This is a genomic window from Akkermansiaceae bacterium, assembly GCA_017798145.1.
Classification (GTDB): Bacteria; Verrucomicrobiota; Verrucomicrobiia; order Verrucomicrobiales; family Akkermansiaceae; genus Luteolibacter.
This window is the reverse complement of the sequence record CP059069.1, coordinates 489,879-507,692: the sequence shown is the minus strand read 5'-3', so window position 1 is coordinate 507,692 and position 17,814 is coordinate 489,879. Positions and strand designations below refer to the sequence as shown.

The 17,814-nt window shown below is 59.5% G+C and carries 12 protein-coding genes; 1 reads left to right on the top strand and 11 read right to left on the bottom strand.

Going from position 1 to position 17,814, the window contains the following annotated elements:
* Positions 1–3 precede the first annotated feature (3 nt).
* The 9 genes from HZ994_02125 to HZ994_02085 form a co-directional block, all read right to left on the bottom strand.
* Positions 4–3,393: a DEAD/DEAH box helicase family protein gene (locus tag HZ994_02125; protein QTN31171.1), complete on the bottom strand. Its 3,390-nt coding sequence runs from the start codon at positions 3,391–3,393 to the stop codon at positions 4–6.
* A gap of 230 nt (positions 3,394–3,623) precedes the next feature.
* The gene (locus HZ994_02120; protein ID QTN31170.1) at positions 3,624–5,117 is read right to left on the bottom strand and encodes a sigma 54-interacting transcriptional regulator; all 1,494 of its coding nucleotides are present in this window, start codon (positions 5,115–5,117) and stop codon (positions 3,624–3,626) included.
* Positions 5,118–5,756: 639 nt separating this feature from the next.
* Positions 5,757–5,999, bottom strand: coding sequence for a hypothetical protein (locus tag HZ994_02115; GenBank protein ID QTN31169.1), 243 nt, complete (start codon positions 5,997–5,999; stop codon positions 5,757–5,759).
* A 469-nt stretch (positions 6,000–6,468) separates the two neighbouring features.
* Positions 6,469–6,810, bottom strand: coding sequence for a hypothetical protein (locus HZ994_02110; GenBank protein ID QTN31168.1), 342 nt, complete (start codon positions 6,808–6,810; stop codon positions 6,469–6,471).
* Positions 6,810–8,564, bottom strand: a complete 1,755-nt coding sequence (locus HZ994_02105) for a DNA polymerase I (protein ID QTN31167.1) — start codon at positions 8,562–8,564, stop codon at positions 6,810–6,812. Before HZ994_02105 ends, HZ994_02110 begins: the two co-directional genes overlap by 1 nt.
* 65 nt (positions 8,565–8,629) lie before the next feature.
* Positions 8,630–9,433 (bottom strand): hypothetical protein, encoded by an 804-nt coding sequence (locus HZ994_02100; protein ID QTN31166.1) that lies wholly within the window; start codon positions 9,431–9,433, stop codon positions 8,630–8,632.
* 386 nt (positions 9,434–9,819) lie between these two features.
* Positions 9,820–10,362, bottom strand: coding sequence for a hypothetical protein (locus HZ994_02095; GenBank protein QTN31165.1), 543 nt, complete (start codon positions 10,360–10,362; stop codon positions 9,820–9,822).
* Positions 10,363–10,417: 55 nt separating this feature from the next.
* Positions 10,418–11,548, bottom strand: coding sequence for a site-specific integrase (locus HZ994_02090; GenBank protein QTN31164.1), 1,131 nt, complete (start codon positions 11,546–11,548; stop codon positions 10,418–10,420).
* Between the two features lie 303 nt (positions 11,549–11,851).
* Positions 11,852–14,461, bottom strand: a complete 2,610-nt coding sequence (locus tag HZ994_02085; GenBank protein ID QTN31163.1) for a glycoside hydrolase family 2 protein — start codon at positions 14,459–14,461, stop codon at positions 11,852–11,854.
* A 357-nt stretch (positions 14,462–14,818) separates the two neighbouring features.
* Between HZ994_02085 and HZ994_02080 the strand changes: the two genes are divergently transcribed.
* On the top strand, positions 14,819–15,985 hold the full coding sequence (locus tag HZ994_02080; GenBank protein QTN31162.1) for a TMEM43 family protein: 1,167 nt from the start codon (positions 14,819–14,821) through the stop codon (positions 15,983–15,985).
* Here HZ994_02080 and HZ994_02075 read toward each other — a convergent pair.
* Positions 15,948–16,709 (bottom strand): copper homeostasis protein CutC, encoded by a 762-nt coding sequence (locus tag HZ994_02075; protein QTN31161.1) that lies wholly within the window; start codon positions 16,707–16,709, stop codon positions 15,948–15,950. The genes HZ994_02080 and HZ994_02075 overlap by 38 nt on opposite strands.
* 24 nt (positions 16,710–16,733) lie before the next feature.
* On the bottom strand, positions 16,734–17,744 hold the full coding sequence (locus HZ994_02070) for an NAD(P)-dependent alcohol dehydrogenase (GenBank protein ID QTN31160.1): 1,011 nt from the start codon (positions 17,742–17,744) through the stop codon (positions 16,734–16,736).
* Between the last annotated feature and the right edge of the window lie 70 nt (positions 17,745–17,814).

The window sequence follows — 17,814 nt, the reverse complement described above, 5'->3', positions numbered from 1 at the left end:
TATTCAGGCAGCGGTGAGGTTGAGGTTCTGGAGTAAATCGAGGAGTGAATCGACTTGGGCGGAGTCCGGGAAGATGCCGTCGATCCCCTCGGCGTGGAGGGTAGTGAAGGGTGATTCCCAGAGGCGGTCGATCTCGATGGCTCCGTAGGTGGCGATGTGGGATTTCAGCAACTCCAGGAAGCGGATCTGGTTGGCGTTGAGAGCCGGGTATTGCTGGACGAAAGCCTTGAACTGGTCGTTGACCTTCTCCGCGTCGAGACCGATGACCCGGCGGATCGCGAGGGCGAGGTTCTGGGCTTTGTTCGGGTAGTGATTGAGGAGTTCTTCGAGGTGGAGATCCGGGTCTTGCAGAAGCACGTCCTGGACGAGTTGATCGAGATCTCCCTCGGCGACTGGGAGTCCCGCGCGGATGTTCTTGAGCGCTGTGCTTTGGTCGAAGAGATCCCGGAGGACAGATTCAACGCGGCTGCGGTAGGCTGCGAGGTCGAGGCCGGCGAGTTTGACGTGGTGGGGGGTGGATGTGTATTCGCCGGGATCTTCCTTCAAGTCGATGTAGCGGGGCTCCGCCGGATCCCCGGTGGGATTTACCTGATAGCGCATGATGCCGCGCAACTCTGTGCGGAGGGCTTCGAGTTCCCCGGTGGTCGCTCCCTGATAGGTGGACTTCTGCTTTGCCTTCTGGATCGTGTGGAGCTTTTCCTGAACCGGCTGCAGATTGATGGGAAGGCGTGAGACGTGGTCGATGACCTGATCGCGCAGATCCTCCGCATCGGAGGACTTGGCCAAAGTGGCGATGGACAAGCGCGCGGCGAGAAGGTCGAACTTGAGGGCCGCTTCCTTGCTATGGACATCCCGCCAGGCCATCAGCGGAGCGATAACGCTTTTGAGGTTTGCCCGGGTGGCGGCGGAGAAAGCATCCAAGACACCGTCTTTTTTCATCGCCTGGATGTCCTTCCACTTTTCCTTGATGGAAAGGCAGTCGGAGGGCAGTGCGGCGATGTCTGCGGCGATCAGGCTGATGGAAAGCCTGAATGCGTCGTGATCCTGGGCGGTCAGAGCGGCCTCGGCGAGGGCAATGCGGGCTTCGAAGAGTTGCTCGGGGAGGGACTTGGCGCGGGCGGGGGCGATTTCCTTCTTGAGTTCGTCGAAGTATTCGAAGTTTCCCCAGTGATCGAAGATCTGGAAGGTGGTCTTGTGTTTGCCGGGGCCGAAGAGGTTTTCACACAAGCGGGTGCCTCGGCCGATCATCTGCCAGAACTTGGAGTAGGATTTGACGGGCTTGGCGAAGACGAGGTTGACGATCTGCGGGATGTCGATGCCGGTGTCCAGCATGTCCACGGAAACGGCGATGGTGAGGTTCTTGCTGCCGTCGGCGGTCTTGAAATCGTCGATGAGCTGTTCCGCACGCGGTTCGTAGTTGTCGATGCGCAGGCAGAAGTCTCCGCCGTATTGCGGATACATTTCATCGAAGAGTTCGACGAGGAGTTTCGCGTGGCGGTGGTTGCGGGCAAAGATGATGGTCTTGCCAAGGCGTGTGCCGTCGGTATTGCGGATGCCGTTTTCCATCAGGTTGCGGAGGATGGCGCGGTCTGTGTCCTTGTTGAATACAGCCTTGCTGACCTGCTCCTTGCCGTAATCGACCGACTCGGAATCGGAGGTCTGTTCGGCGAGCTGTTCGCGCTGCTCCGGGGTGAGTTCCTTATACTTGATGCCCTGCCGCAGGAACTTGGTGGTGTGTTTCACCACGGTGAAGGGGCACAGGTAGGGCGGCTTGTGGCTGATGGCCTCGTCGTAGGTGTAGTTCGCGGTGGGATCCTCGTTTTCGCAGCCGAAGAGCTTGTAGGTGTTCCGGAAGATGAACTTCACCGGCGTGGCCGTGAGGCCGATCTGGAAGCAATCGAAGTAGCGGAAGATGTCGCGGAAGCGGTTGTAAATGCTGCGGTGGCTCTCGTCGGCGATGATGAGATCGAAGAAGCCGACGTCGAAGTTCTGGAAACACTTCATCATCGCGGGGTAGGTCGCGAGGTAGATGCGCTTGTCCTTATCGTTCGCGGTGTTGCGGGTGACGATGACACGGGGCTCGGACGGGAGGAATTCGTCGAAGGTGTTCCCAGCCTGTTTGCGGAGTTCCCGGCGGTCGCAGAGGAAGAGGATGCGTTTGGCCCACTTCGCGCGGATCATGAGTTCCGACATGGCGACGGCGACGCGGGTCTTGCCGGTGCCTGTGGCCTGGATGAGAAGGGCATGGCGGCGGCGCTTGTCGAAGTTCTCGCAGGTGCGCTTGACGCACTCGATCTGGTAGAGGCGGTCGATGATGGCTTCCTTGGGGAAGAGCGCACCAAGGCTTTCTTCGCGCTGGTTCCGCTGGAAGATGCAGTACCGCAAGCTGTCGAGGGAGTAGAAGCCGAAGAGCGAGCGGGGAGGTTCGCCCTTGGCATCGTCCCAGATGAAGATCTCGTAACCGTTGGTGTAGAAGATGACCGGGCGCTGGCCGTATTCCTTTTCGAGACCGTCGGCGTAGTATTTCGCCTGCATCTTACCCTTGGCGGCGTCCTCGGCGGTTTTCTTACTCTCCACAACCCCGAGCGGCAGGCCGTTGTCGGGATCCCAGACAACATAATCCGCGCGGCCTTTGCCGCTGGCAACCGGCTGGTGAAGGACGGGGTGTTCCTGAGTCACCTCATCGGTGTTTTGACCGCGCGCACCGACTTTCCAACCGGCTTTGGCGAGCAACTCGTCGATGAGCTTGAAGCGGGTCTCCTCCTCGCTGAAGTCGAGGGCGGAGGCTGCCTGTTGGGCTTGGTTGAGAAGGGCGGCTTTTTCGGATTCGGAGCTGCTGGCGGCCTCGGCTTGGGAGCGGGCTTCCTCAAGATCGGCGAGGAGTTTCGCCATGAGTTCTTCCTGCGCTGCGAGTTTCTGGAGGGCGGCCTTTTTCTCGCGCTGGAGCTGTGATTTCGAATCTCCGGTGAGGGCGAGCGGCTCCTGCCAGGCTGGCAGTTCGTCGCGGCGCATGAGCCCGGTGGAGAGGGCGAGCCACTGGGCGAGATCGAAGGCTTCCTTGAGGATACCGGTCATCTGCCCGGGCGTGGTGGGATGAAGCGTGCCGTGGGCGGCGTGGTTTCCCTTGATGCGGATCAGGTGGAGCTTGTCCTGCACCACCGCCGGCGTGATCGACTTGAACGAGTGGTCGGCGAGCAGGTCGTTGAGGTTGCACTGATAAGTGAGTTCCAGCCGATGGTGGGAGAAGAGGGCTTTGACCAGGAACTCGGCAAAGGTGCGTAGCTTGACCAGGCAGGCGGCCGGGTCGGTGTGAACGTAGGCTTCTGCAAAGCCGCCAAGATCGGCGAGTTCGCGGTGGCCTTTCCGGAGGAACTCAAAGTTACATGATTTCATGAGGGAAATGGATGCCGCCGGATAACGAAGCGACTCGGGGGACACGGCGGTCACCTGAGGGAGTTCGGTTGGCGAGGGTTCGGCACACATTTCTGTGCCATGGGTATTGGCACGGGGCGTGCCATGGAGCCGGATGGGTCTCAAACCTCCGTATTTCAAAGGAATAGCCAATTTGGGGGCAGCGGGCAGGCTGTCCCGAAATCAATCTGCGTTGATGATTGAGTTGCATCCTATTGAAGATTCCTTGATTTCAGAAGCTGGTTGATGGCCTGCGGGGTGATGCCAAGCAGCCTGGCGGCGCGGGCTTGGACGCCGCCGCTCAGTTCCATGGCCCGTTGGATCAGGTGGAGTTTGATCCCATCGAGGAATTCGGCGAGGACAAAGCCCTCGGAAGGATCGGGGAGTGCGGACATCGGATCCGTGCGAAGCGGAGCCTCAAAGCGAAGATCCTGAGGGTGGATGACTTTCCCGGACGCGAGCATCGCCGATTGCTGGATCACGCGGCGGAGTTCGCGGACATTGCCGGGCCAGGGATAGCGGATGAGTTCGTTGATGGCAGCGGGTGAGAGACGTTTCTGGTGTTGGTGCCGCGCGTTCCACGCCGTTAGCAGATGGGACGACAGGACGGGGATGTCGATTTTCCGGGCACGCAGTGGCGGGATGGTGATGCTTGATCCAAAGCGCTGATAAAGATCCTCACGGAAAGTGCCGGCTTGCACCATTTCACGGAGATTCCGATGGGTGGCGGCGATGACGCGGACGTTCACCTTCACCGGGCGATTGGAGCCGACAGGTTCGATTTCACCTTGTTCGAGGACGCGGAGCAGCTTCGCCTGCGCAGGCAGCGGGAGCTCACCGATCTCATCCAGGAAAAGCACCCCCCGGTCTGCGGATTTGAATTTCCCCTCGTGGTCGCTGGCTGCACCGGTGAAGGCTCCTTTCTTGTGGCCGAACAACTGGCTCTCGACGAGGTTCTCCGGAATACTGCTGCAGTTCACCGTGATCATCGGACGGCCTGCGCGCGGCCCGAGATGGTGGACGAACTGCGCAAAGTATTCCTTGCCGCTGCCTGTCTCGCCGATCAGCAGGACGTGGAAGTCGTCGTATTGCGAGTAGACGAAGGATTCGTGCAGCGCTTTTCTGAACGCCGGATCTTCGCCGACGATGCCAAGCTCGCGACATGCGTCGTCAATCGAGGATTCGTCGTCCGCGTCCTGTTCCGGCCTGTCCAGCGGCCTCGTGATCGTGGGGAAGTCCTTCTGATGGATGTCGATCTCACGAACCAGGCTGCGGCCTGCCTGCACAAACTCCGGTGGAGTCGACTGGAGGATGGTGGCCGGAATTTCACCGCTGGCGGCAAGCAACAGCCAGCAGGCGTGCATGTGCGGCGTGCCGGATGAGACGGAGATCGAATACTCCGCCTCAGGATGGGAGGCGTTGAGCTTCTTGAAATGCCCCCGCAGCTGGCGGAGGATGCCAAGGTGGTTTGTGGGATCCTTGAGCGGAATCCCCAGGATCTCCACCATCACGCCGGGATGCCGTTCTGTGATGGCGGTGGCGGTCTTTTCGCCGATCTCGGAGGTCTTCGGCGTGGAGAAAAGATAAACCCGATCAAACGAGCGCTCTGCCAATACTGTCAGGATCGGCCCGGCTCGCATCTCCCCGGTCGCAGCGGAGGCTGCGAAGGGATCGTGGAAACCGGTGAATGTCAGTAGAACTTTCATGCGTTCGCCCCAATCAAGGCTCCTTGATACCAGCATCAAGCCCACTTGGAGTAAACAGACAAATTCGGCATTCTGTCGGCCGGGCGATGGGCGGCAGCAGGCGCAGTGTTCTCAGCTGGTGATCGTGTGATGAGGGGGTATGAATTTTTGTAAACACGACGTAGGGTGTTAAAAAGGGGTCACTCTTCACAAAGGGGTGGTGAATCGTCGACACCGTGCACCCGAATCTCACGAGTGCATTTCCTGGCCCGGCCCTCTGTGGGCGATTCTGGGACGTCGGGGGTCCGTCCAGCCAAAGGGCCGGGGACTCAGTGTCCAAGGGCGGCAGCGGGGCGCTCAGGGGGCCGGAAGGTGCTGAAGATCTCGCGCACACAGAATAGGCAAGGCGTTGTTACCCTCCGCAGCTGAGTGTGAGCACCGCAACGACCCGGGTGTGGCAGCGGTGAGGGATCAAGCGACAGCTCCCTTCCACCAATCTTGGGCTCGGAAATTCCCTAAAAGGAGTGGCCCTCGCCAGTACGCACACCCCATTCCCCGATACCGATCAAATTAGTGCACCTCATGCCTGGAGTCCCGAACGTAGGTTTTACAAGGCATTGCGCTCGGAAAACCAGGTGCACGAATGGCGTTTTTTAGGGGTTACGCAGAAGTGCATAAACGCGGCATTAAATACCGACTTGGTGCACCTCCGACCCTGTTAGATCTGGGCGGGCTGGCCCGGCAGACGACGTCGAAGTTGGAATGATCGGCGACTCTCACCCATTTCGCCTCCAGCTCGTGCCGCCTGTTGATGGTGGTCACGCAGAACGGAACCGAGTAACCGGAGATGACGATGTCGCACTCGCGCCGGGGGAGGAAGTAGCAGGGTTGCTGCCTGTTCATGGTGTCCAAATCGGTGCCCTCAAATCTGAGGGCACCGATACCAGCCTGATCCAGTGTGTTGCGGATGTCCCATAGAACGGAGGCGTGCCGAGTAAGTGAAGGGCGGCGCTGATGGTGACCATCGGCATCTTCCCTTCGACCGAACCAAGAGAAAGCCTCACCACCTGTCCGCTCCGCTCCCCGCGCGTCGAAAGCCAGCAGACCTTGCTCCTGCAACTCATCTTCGATAGCCGTAGCGGGCGTTTTGCGGTTGGCCCCGACGAAGGGCGCCAGTCCTGAGGTGAGAATGTCATCGTAATCCTCACTAAGCAGCGCGCGGAGGCTTGCTTCGTGGGCATACCATCCGGACTCTCTCCATTCCTCCTAATAGGGAAATAAAAGAGAGATACTATAGAGATAGGGCGGGTAGGCTCTATGTCCCATGTAGTAGGGCTCTGTGCCCCATCTATTAGGCTCGGTGTCCATTCTTTCACCTGACGATTTTTATGGTCGGGGCTTTCCCGCGCCCCTTTTCTACAAACCGAATGACTCCGATTTTCTCGAGGTCGCGGAGCCCTCTCTTCCGGACATCGGGAACCGCACCAGCCGCATCCATCTGTGACGGGGCAAGGCGGAAGGTGTTAGACTTCGCCATGCCAGCGATGTAAAAGATCGCGCCCAGAGTCACGACCGCTGCCTTCGACTTCTCCGACGCCCTGCGGAACAAGTCCAGCGGGATCCTCTTGATGAATCTCTCCTCACCGGGGATCGCCTCTCCAGTAAGCCCGTTATGGAGGATCTCACCCTCCTTTTGCTTTAGAGGTCTTTTCATCATTGCTCCGGTAGTCTTCGGGACATGGTGGGTTTACCGCCCTCTTCGTTGAGCAAATTAGCGAACCCGTTCACTAGGTCCCACATGCCGGTTCCGCCCACCTCCTCGTAGCGGGCGGGATACCTGAAAATGTCGACGTCGGTCCTGATTTGTGGACCACCGAGCACCACCGACGAGGCCTCGGCCATGCTCTCCTGCACGCTCTCGACCACCTCGTCGATCTCGCCCACCGGAGCCTCCACCAGGAAGGCGTCGTGAACCGGGCAGCATACCCTGATCCCCTTGGCGGTGATCGCGATGGCTGCCAGACGCATCATCTCCGCGCCATTGGCCTGCAGTTTGAAATTCCGTGCGGTTGTGGTCTTGGTTCCGAGGGACGGGTTCAGCGGCCAACCCATGGCACCGTAGAGGGCGTGGCCGTCCAGGTAGTGGTTGAGGTTGTCGTCGCTCCATGACCAGTAGTCAGGGAATACCTCCTTATGTGACCGCAGCAGCTGCACGGCTTTGGCCTCCCGGTTACCGAGCTGCATGGACAGGCCACGGACGCCCATGCCCATGAGGATCCCGAGGTTGGCGATCTTGAAGACCTTGCGATCGCTTGGGTGGCTGTCCTTAGTGGCATCCTGCGGCACAGCGCGGGCGAACTTGGCGAAGGAAAGGTGCGGATCGCCGGACTCGTAAGCCTCGATCATGTTGGTGTCCCCGGATTTGTAGGCGGCGATACCGAACTCCTGCCCACTCCAATCGACGTAGGCCAAGGCCATGCCGGGCTCGGGTCGGATCAGGTGTCGCAGCCACTTGGCGCCGGCGAAAATGAATTTTTTGCCCTTGGGCTGGTTCCTGCCCGTCTTTGACCGGTATGGCATGACGGCAAAATGGTTCCTGTTGTCGGTACCAACAGGGATGTCCTGGAGGCGCAGCTCTGATAGGGTTTTGCGCAGCTCGTGAAGAGGGTGGACGCGGGACTCCCGCTTGCTCATGTCGGAGAAGGTGCGTCTCTTCAGATCTGGTCTGCCGGACTCCAGCAGAGGCCAGTCGATCTTCTCCTTTTCGACCCACGCCGCAAACTTGGCCTCCTTGAAGGTTTCACCTTCAAAAACGTCGTAATGTGTATCGACAGTGCGAATCATCTGGTTCTTGATCCGCGGCCACGCGCCCCGCAGGCGCTTGAGTTCGGGCACGTCCAGTGGGATCCCGTTGGCCTCGATCTTAGCAACAGCCTTCCCATACTCGCCCCTCCAAAGGGCTGGCGAAAAGTGCCCGGAGACCCGGGGCCACATCTTGAGGAAAAGCTCAGCGGTGGCGTCGACGTCGGACTGGCAGTAGGTCAGTATTTCCTCGCGCTGCTTTTCGGTGTATGGGCCGCCACGTATGCAAAGGTCCCTCATGTCATTCTTCTCGCCGGCGGCGATGCCGGAGATGCCATAGCTGGAGAGCGCGTACAAGAGGCCCTTTCTCTGAGGCAGCAAGCCAGCCTTTTCGGCGCAGTACTCCGCGTGTAGGTCGACAATACACTCAGGCATGTCCCAACCCAGCTTGAGATGGCAGCTCATCTCGGCGCTTGCCGCGTAGGCTGCGTAGAGGGACCCGGTGAAATCTATGGGGCAATCTAACGGTGGATCATCCCATAGCCAGATACGGCGCAACTCGCCGCTGAAAATTTCCCGCGCCACCATACAGATCGGCACCGGGCGGAAGTTATCATCGGTGCTGTACTCGAAGTCGACAGACCAAGCTTTGGACGGAGGCTCCATGGCTGGGGGCGGGTTGGTCCCGGAGTTGGGCTCAGCTCAGAGCCGAACCCAACTCCGGCACGTGACTAGTCCTCTCCAAGGAGCTGCTTGATCACGTCGTGCCCCATGCTGTCGATGACCTTCCCGCTGAATGCCTTCAACACCGCGGCCTCATAGGTCATGGCAGGCCACTTCGGCTCGGTGGTGGAAGGGCTGGCGAGGTAGTCGTATCGGCCGGCATTCGTGTTGCTCACGACGCGGACCCACTCCTCCTTCGCCGCCTCGGCGCAGCTGTTGGCGGAGTCGATCCAATCGTTGTCGCCGTCCAGGATCGTGATGGGCCAGAGGAACGGGTCCCCCAGGCGGGTCACGGAATAAATCAACCGCTTCTTCATCGTCTTGATCATAACCTGGGCGCGGTCCTCATTGAGGGAATTGATCTCCTCGACGACATCCGGGGTCAGGAGGTAGAGCTTCTTTTCGGTCTTCAGTTCGATGAAGTCGAACGCGGCCCACTCGTCCGAGTTGGCGCTGGTGCGGACGAAGGTGTCATCGTTGGGCTTCCCAACCGCGATCGTGCCGGGCTTGGTGTTGCTCTTGGGAACAGCCTCTTCGCTTTTCGATTTCAGGCTCGCGAGCGAGAATTTCTTCTCAGCCTTTGGGACTTCACCCACGTGCTCCTTCATGAGTTCGTCGGCAGTCTTGTTTTGCGATTCGTAATTCTCTGCCGCAGCGGTCTCCTGATCGCTGTTCAGGTCTTCGTCTGGTGCTGGTGTCGGTTTCGGTTTCATGGTTTCAGTGCTGGTGTCGGTGTCTGTGTCTGTGTCTGTGTCTGTGTCTGTGTCTGTGTCTGTGTCGTCCTCGAAGGGACTGTTGTTGGTTACATTCATGTTATTGATTTCCGGGGAAGGTTGTTTGATCAGTGAGCCGCGCCTTCCTCCGGGTGCGGCTAAGATTTTCCGGCGCGATTTTCGGCTATAACGATCGGGTTCTTGAGGTTCAAAGCCTTGGCAACTTCCAAAGGGTCAAACCGGCGTGAGCGCCCGAATGTTACGCAGGGGATCGCGCCTTCCACTGCCTGGCGGTTGACGTTTCGCTCGCTAGTCGCCAAATGCTTGGCGAGTTCCTTTGCGGTTATCAGCCGGTGTGAGGCAGGGTTTGACGGGCATGCCGTCTGGGATTTCTGGGATGTCGTAAACATGGGGCGCCGGAAACACAGCACCTCTTACTCCTCGGGGCGATTTACCTCTGGAAGAATCGAAAATCTCAGAGATAATCAAGTCTTAGGCTTCCGACCCCCTTTGGGCTTCACCCCCGGCAGATCTTTCAGACGTGGAGGGTATCCCAGCGCATCCAGAACTTTGTAGAGATCACCTGCCGGTTCTGACGACGCTCCCCACCTGCCACCCTCCTCGGGTTTAGCTACTAGCGCCGAATAGGTGGGAACATGCACCGTGTCGTCGTCACCAGTGATGGTTGTAGTGTAAAAGTGTTTTATCCATTGTGGACGAGTTTTGGGGTGCTCTCCATTCAACGCTTTCGAAATACCTGTGTACATCTCCCTCCACCTGGGGTGATCGGCGGCGGCTTGGGCAATTATGGATGCCCACTCCCTAGTAAGTTCTCTCAGATGCTTGGCAAGTTCGGGATTGGATCTCTTCATCCTCTTCGCTTTGGCTTCAGCGTCAGCAAGATGGTAAAGGGGAGCTACAATCACCGAGCTGTGGCCACGGACGTAGATGAGGTTGGTGGCTATTCTTTTTTCAAGTTTAGCGATTGCTACATTGAACTCTTCGCGAGAAATCAGGGCGTCGATCATGTGTCGACCGGGGATCAGATTAGGAACGAAATGACTCATGCCGCTCCCTCCACCTTCATGCCGCTCCCTCCACCTTTTTCACTACCGACAGAGGAGTTTTCTTAGCGGTGCCCTGGGGGCGGATCGCAAAAAACTCCAGTGCTACCTTTTTGCTCGCCTTGCCCACGTAATGTGCGCGCAGGACTGCCGGGCTCCCGGTGTGGCCGAACTCGAAAAGCAATGTTTCCAAGCGCGCACCGGCGGCGATGGCATACGTTGCATGGGAATGTCTCAACACGTTCTGAGGCCATGTTCCACGTGTCGGCTTCGGTGGTTTTTTCAACAGGGGACTCTCCACCTTCCATCCGGCAAGACGGCGGACGGCTGCAGATACGTTATCCCAGTTTGGGACGGGCTCGAACGGATAGGCCTTCAACCAGGCAGCCAGAGTCGGAGACAGGGTGATGTGCCGCCGCCGTCCTTTCTTCGTAATCCTGCTGGATAGCTCGATACCGTCAGCGGTGACGTCTTCTGTGCTGAGTCTCTTCAGTTCCTCCGCCCGGATCCCAGCAAACAGTGACAAAGCGAAAGATGCGACTGCGCCCGGGTAGTGCTTTTGAGCGGTCCTCAACAGGGTCGTGGCTTCAGCGGGGGAGAGAATGGACACTTCTCTATCATTGCTTGTCTTTGGAGCCTCCACTTCCTCGAACAGTTCCTTGACGCACCAACCCCTTGGGCTCTTCGCGCACCAGTTCCAAAAAGCTTTAAGATTGCGCCAACGCAATGCTGCTCCGGCACCTTGAACTTCCAGTCCCCCTGCGTCCGTGATTTCGGTGGCGGTGAGGGTGGAGAGGGTTCGTTCACCGTAAGCCGAGACCAAGAGATTCAGGGTATTCTGATAGGATCTGTAAGTTCGTTCCCGCAGACCACCACTTGCCTTCAAATAGGCGGCGACAGCCTTCGAAACCGTTTCGCTCGCCGCATCGCGTTGTCGAGCCTCGGCGAAAAAGCGAGCTGCGGTCACCAACGACACGTCGTAGGGGCTGAGGATCTCCGCCGCCCTTGTGGCATCGCTTGCAAGAGTAGGGGAGATTGCCGCAGCATTGCTCCCGTGTTCTGCATACTTCTCACCCAGATTATGTTTTTCTTCCCTCGCGGCGTCTCGGTTGGCGAAGAAGTGTCGCTGACGCTTTCCGGTAGCGGTCATCGACTTCGGAATGTCGATGTACCAGCGGCCTCGTGCGTCCTTGCGCTCCTTGAATGTTGGTCGTCTCGGCACCGAAAAGGTGGTAGCGCTATTGCCCAAAAAACGCCAGTTATTTCAGAAATCCCGGAAATACCGGTCAGGAAACCCTTTAACTACAAGGAAACGCAATTTGGTAGGTCAGACTGTAAATCTGCTCTCATTGAGTACGCTGGTTCGAATCCAGCCCTGCCCACCATCGTTTTCAAGGAAACGCCCACTGGATGTCAGTGGGCGTTCTTTTCGTTTTCTGGATCGGCTTCCAGATCAATCAACAGGCGGCACGCCGTCATCATAGACATCGGTGGGGCGTGGGGAGCTGTCATCGGGGAGGAAGACGGATTCGGCCTCGCCTGCGTGCGTGCGGGTCAGGCGCAACTCGCGGGACTTCCAGCCGTTGACGCTGGCTCGCACGATGATCTCGTCCTGTTTGCGTTTCTCGCCGGGCTGCACGGTGTCCTCTCCGGTCGCCGGGGCGAGGATGACACGGGCGAGGCCGTTGAACGTGCGGACGGTTTTCGACTGGAAGGGGTGGTGGCTGAGTGGATCGCCGTTATGAACCCCGAGGATGCGGGCCGGTCCCTGGATGCTGAGCGAGACCCAGCGCTCGCCTTTCGGATCGAAGTTCCCTTCGCTGTCCTCAACGCGGAGGGTGAGGTAGGCGAGGTCGCGCTTGCGGGGATCCAGTTCCGATTGGTCGGTTTCAAGCTGGAACTGTGCGGGGGCGCCGGAAGTGCGCACCGTGGTGTTGGCGATTTCCTTTCCGTCCTTGCGGGCGATGGCTTTCAGTTCACCGGGAGCGTATGGAACGAGCCATTCGATGTGGTAGGGGTTTTCGCCGCCGATGCGGCGGGTGCCCAGCGATGTTCCGTTGAGGAAAAGTTCCGCCTCGTCGCCTGTGGTGTATGCGTGGACGGGGATCACGGTGCCGTCCTTGCCCGGCCAGTTCCAGTGCGGGAGGATGTGGATCATGGGTTTTTCCGTCCACTGGCTCTGGTAGAAATAATAGGTGTCCTTGGGGAAATTGCAGAGATCGATGATGCCGAAGTTGCCCAGCACACGCGGCCAGCCGCCGGACTCGCCGATGTAGTCGAAGCCGGTCCAGCGGAACTCGCCGAGGACGTAGGGCAGTGTTTTGGTAAGGTGCCATGAGTCGCGGGCGTTGATGCGCACGGCGGCGTTGTCGTAGGACGATTCATACCAAGCGTCGGTCTCCGGGAAGACCTCGGCTTCGGTCAGGTTGGCGATCTGGCGCTCCTTCTCGCGGAAATTCGTGTGGGTGCGGTATTCGCCTCGGGTCTGGAGAGAGTGGGGGACTTCCGAGGCGTAGATGATGCGGTCGGGAAAACGCTTGTGATCCTTTTCATAGAGGAAACAGGAGCCGCCGCCGCCGTTGTAGCCGACGATGTCGAGGTGCTCGAGGAAGCCGGTCTCGTTTGCGGTTTGGATGTGGTTGATTCCGGCGCTTACGGGCCGGGTCGGGTCGGTTTTCCTGACGATATCAACCAACATCTGCACGGTTTCCAGTTCCCCGTGTTTCTGCGCCTCGGGAACCTCGTTGGCGATGCTCCACATGATGACGCATGGGTGGTTGCGGTCGCGCTTTAGGTGATCCGTTAGATCCCGTTCCGCCCATTCGGTGAAATAGCGGTTGTAGCCGTTGCGCGCCTTGCCGCGGTCGTTGGGGCTGGAGACAAGCTGGCCGTTCTCGAAGTTCCAGCCGCGCCGCCATTCGTCGAAGGTTTCGTTGACGACGAGGAAACCCTTTTCGTCGGCCATCCGCATCAGCTCTGGGGAGTGGGGGTAGTGGGCGGTGCGGAGTGCGTTGCAGCCCATTTCCTTGAGCATTTTGAGGCGGCGTTCCAGCGCCTTGTCCCACAGCGCGGTACCCGAGCGGCCGAGATCCTGGTGGTTGCAGGTGCCGCGCATGATCGTGTGCTCGCCATTGATGAACAGCCCTTCGTTTCTGTCGAAGCGCAGCGTGCGGACTCCCAGCGTGCTGTCATAGACATCCCTCAACTCCGTGCCGATGCGGAGGCTGGTGCGGACGGTGTATAGGTGGGGGGAGTCCGGCGACCATAGCTCGGGCTGCGGGAGTTCCAGCGTCTGCTTGGCAATGACTTGACCGCCGCCCGGCGCGGCGAATGTGTCTTCGGTGGCTGCCGCCACTTTCCCATCCGGGGAAAGGATTTCCTGGGTGACCGTGACTTTCTGGTCGGTGGGCAGGCCGTTGGCGATGTCAGTGTCGATCGCGACAGTGGCGGATCCTTGGGTGACGACCGGGGTGCGTACGTAGGTTCCCCAGTGTGCGACGCGAACGAGATCGGTATGTGTGAGCCAGACGTGGCGGTAAATGCCGGTGCCGCCATACCAGCGTCCGGAGGGCTGAAGCGAATCATCGACGCGCACGGCGATCACATTGCGCCCGCCGAATTTCAGGTGCGGGGTGAGATCATACTCGACGCCGATGTAGCCGTAGGGGCGCTTGCCAAGGCGGTGGCCGTTGATCCATACCTCGCCGTTCATGTAAATCCCGTCGAACCCGATGAAGATGCGGCGGCCTGCTAGGTTTGCGGGTGTTTTGAAAACCTTGCGGTACCAGCCGATGCCTGCCGGGAGATAGCCCCCGGGCGCACCGGCGGGCGCATCGGGATCGTAGGGGCCTTCGATGCTCCAGTCATGAGGGAGGTCGAGCTTGCGCCATGTGGAGGCATCGAAGTCCGGTTTTTCCGCACCGGCCATGTCGCCTTTGGAAAAGAGCCAGCCTGCGTCGAAGTTGAGCCGCTCGCGGGGGGAGGTTTCCGCGCCGAGCTGGCCGGATGTGAGGAGTCCGAGGAAAATCGCTGATAGCGTTCTTATTATTGGCGGAAGGAACATGACGTGGGAATGGAGATCGCCTTTTTGAGGCAATGGATGTCTGTGCGGCTTTTTCCGAGTTAGGCTTTCCGTAGACGAACCGCCAACCATATTTTCGCCGTCCATGGGATCTTGCCTGCATCGCGAGTGCCGGGAAACATGCCTGAGGTCTTTCGATGGCGAGTGTCAAGCAGGAGGCAAAGTGGTGGGGCGACTTGAACAACTTGAACCCCTAATGATTGATGATTGCCAAAAACATGCCCTCCTTTGCGCCTCTGTGGACGGGTTGCCACCCTGCGGCGTAACTTGCGGAGTGATTGGAAAAGCAGCCCGGATTTATAATTGCCTGGGCGATGATCCTCACTGCACATTAGTTACATGTCCGAAGATCATTTTTCCTCGACCTCAAGCACCGGCTGGCTCGGCCGCATCGGCGATTCCATCAAGGGCGTCCTGTTCGGACTGGTTCTGATCGTTGTCTCCGTCCCGGTGCTGTTCTTCAACGAAGGTCGTGCGGTTAAGACCCGCAAGACGCTCGATGAGGGTGCGAAATCCGTGGTGACAGTGCCGGCGGAAAAAACAAATCCGGCCAACAACGGGAAGCTGATCCATCTCACCGGCAAGGCGCAGGCGGAGGGCGTGCTTGAGGATGCGGATTTCGGGGTTTCGGCGCAGTCATTGAAGCTGCGCCGCGAGGTGGAATTCTACCAATGGGAGGAGACCAGTCAGACAGATACGAAGAAAAAGCTCGGCGGCGGCGAGGAGACCGTCACTACCTATGCTTATTCGAAGAAGTGGGGCGACAAGCCGATCGACTCGTCGCGCTTCAAGCACCCACAAGGCCACGAGAACCCCCGTCCTGTGCTTGATGACATGACTTGGACGGCAGAGCCGGTCACGGTCGGCGGCTTCACTCTCTCATCGGGCTTGGTGGCTCAGATGGGGAATTATTCGGCGGTGAGCGGGGATCCGGCGGTGGAACTGCCGGAGGAGATCTCCGGAAAAAAGGTGCAACGCGAGAACGGTGGGTTCTACCTGGGTCAGAAGCCCGACTCGCCCGAGGTCGGAGACCTTCGCGTGAGCCACGAGGCAGTGCTGCCCGGCGATGTGAGCGTGATCGCTGCGCAGGCCGGTGAAGGGCTGGAGCCTTACGCGGCAAAGGCGGGCGGCACCATCGAGATCCTCGAGGTCGGCAAACAGGGGGCCGATTCGATGTTCGCCACAGCGCAGAAGAACAACAATGTGCTTACCTGGATCTTGCGCGGAGTCGGTGCGTTTCTGATGTTCATGGGTTTCGCGATGCTCTTCCGCCCTCTCTCGGTGCTGGCGGATGTATTGCCTATCGCGGGGGATATCGTCGGGGCGGGCACCGGCCTGATTGCGCTGCTGCTGACCGTGGCGATTTCCTTTGCCGTGATCTCGGTGGCATGGATTTTCTACCGCCCGCTTCTCGGGATCCCGCTGGCGCTGGTGGCGGTGGCGGGCTTTGTTTTCCTGGTGATGAAGCTCATGGCGCAGAGGAAGCGTACGCGAGCGCTTGCGTGAGCCCTTGCTTCGCCAGCCGGATCTTTTCCGCGCTTGCCTCGCGCCATTCGTATTCGTTGGCCATGGAAAAAGAGCCCATGTGACAGCCATGGTTGAAATGGGTCATCCCGCTGCGCACCCCATGGCGGGCACTGAGGTGGATTTCTCGGACACCCGTCGCTTTTATGATTTCCGGAATGTTTTCCTCCGTCACCCCGCCGCCGGGCATGAGTGAGATGCGACCTGCGGCTTTCGCCATGAGCTGGGCGATGCGCGGAACACCCTGGGGAACATCCGCCATCCCACCGGAGGTGAGGATGCGCCGGATGCCCAGACCGATGATATCCTCCAGCGCCTCCTCGAGATCCCGCGACATGTCGAATGCGCGGTGAAATGTGATGTCCATGCCTCCGGCGGCGGCGATGAGTTCCCGGCAGCGCTCCACATCGACCCGTCCGTCCGCCATCAGGCAGCCGAGAACGATGCCATCCGCGCCTTCCAGGCGGGCGATGTGGATGTCATGGAGCATGGCTCTCATCTCATCCGCAGAGTAGAGGAAATCATAGCCGCGCGGGCGGATGATGACCATCAGGCCGCCGGGGAAAACATTTCGCACCGCCCGTATCATCCCTGCGCTCGGTGTGGTGCCTCCCTCGGGGAGATTTGCGCAGAGTTCCACCCGGTCAGCACCTCCCTGCTCCGCAGCGTGGGCTGACTCGATTCCGTCTATGCAAATTTCCAGCACGCCCGGAACCCTATGCGGGGATGGCTACCGTTTCAATACGATCCTGTGACGAGCCTTGCCCGCGCGGAGGTGATCGAGGGCGGCGTTGATGTCGTCCATCGCGAAGGTCTCGGTGACAGGTGCGATCTTGTGGCGGGCGCAAAATTCCAGCATCGTGGCGACTGTGGAAGGGGATCCGAGCGGGGAGCCGGAGATGGATTTCCTGCCGCCTATGAGCGAGAACGCGGCGACCGGCACCGGCTCAAGGACGGCACCGACAAAATGCAGCCTCCCATCCGGGGCGAGAGCACCGATGAACGAATCCCAGTCGAGGGGAACGTTCGCGGTGACGAGGATGAAATCGAGGGTTCCGGCGATGGCTTTGAGCTCCCCGCTATCGGTGCTGCTGACGGTCTTGTGGGCACCTAGCGCTTTCGCCTCGGCCATCTTGGATTTGCTGGATGTGAATGCAGTGACCTCGCAGCCCCATGCGTTCAGAAACTGCAGCGCGAGGTGCCCCAGCCCGCCTATCCCGATGACACCGACCTTATCCGTAGGTCTGATGCCGAGATCCGCGATGGGAGCGAACACCGTGATGCCCCCGCAAAACAGCGGGCCGGAACTTTCCGGATCAAGCGCCCCGGGGAGTTTCACCGCCCATTCCCAGTTTGCCCGCACCTTGTCGGCGAAGCCGCCATGGCGGCCGACGATCATGCCCTGCGCTCCGGAACAAAGCTGTTGCCTGCCGGAAAGGCAGGGCTGGCAGGACAGGCAGCTTCCGGCGAACCATCCGAGCCCGACCCTGTCGCCCACGGCCAGTCCTTTGGCCTGATCTCCGATTTTCTCGATGGTGCCGATGACCTCATGGCCGGCGACGAGCGGGTATTCCGACATGCCCCACTCGTTGTCGATCATCGAGAGATCCGAGTGGCAAATGCCGCAGGACTCGACCTTCACCTGCACCTGCTCCGGGCGCATCTCGCCGGGATCGAAATCAAATTCCTCAAGTTCCGCCCCCGCGGCCTTCGCCGCCCATCCGTGGAATGTTTCGCTCATGGGATGGCAACATGGGGAGGAAAGGAATGTCCGCAACCTGCTTTTCCGCAACACATGCGGATTTCCGGTG

What these genes read in the sequence shown, in the direction of transcription:
- HZ994_02125 (QTN31171.1), bottom strand. Translation starts at nt 3,393, where the DNA reads ATGAAATCATGTAACTTTGAGTTCCTCCGGAAAGGCCACCGCGAACTC.
- HZ994_02120 (QTN31170.1), bottom strand. Translation starts at nt 5,117, where the DNA reads ATGAAAGTTCTACTGACATTCACCGGTTTCCACGATCCCTTCGCAGCC.
- HZ994_02115 (QTN31169.1), bottom strand. Translation starts at nt 5,999, where the DNA reads ATGAACAGGCAGCAACCCTGCTACTTCCTCCCCCGGCGCGAGTGCGAC.
- HZ994_02110 (QTN31168.1), bottom strand. Translation starts at nt 6,810, where the DNA reads ATGAAAAGACCTCTAAAGCAAAAGGAGGGTGAGATCCTCCATAACGGG.
- HZ994_02105 (QTN31167.1), bottom strand. Translation starts at nt 8,564, where the DNA reads ATGGAGCCTCCGTCCAAAGCTTGGTCTGTCGACTTCGAGTACAGCACC.
- HZ994_02100 (QTN31166.1), bottom strand. Translation starts at nt 9,433, where the DNA reads ATGAATGTAACCAACAACAGTCCCTTCGAGGACGACACAGACACAGAC.
- HZ994_02095 (QTN31165.1), bottom strand. Translation starts at nt 10,362, where the DNA reads ATGATCGACGCCCTGATTTCTCGCGAAGAGTTCAATGTAGCAATCGCT.
- HZ994_02090 (QTN31164.1), bottom strand. Translation starts at nt 11,548, where the DNA reads ATGACCGCTACCGGAAAGCGTCAGCGACACTTCTTCGCCAACCGAGAC.
- HZ994_02085 (QTN31163.1), bottom strand. Translation starts at nt 14,461, where the DNA reads ATGTTCCTTCCGCCAATAATAAGAACGCTATCAGCGATTTTCCTCGGA.
- HZ994_02080 (QTN31162.1), top strand. Translation starts at nt 14,819, where the DNA reads ATGTCCGAAGATCATTTTTCCTCGACCTCAAGCACCGGCTGGCTCGGC.
- HZ994_02070 (QTN31160.1), bottom strand. Translation starts at nt 17,744, where the DNA reads ATGAGCGAAACATTCCACGGATGGGCGGCGAAGGCCGCGGGGGCGGAA.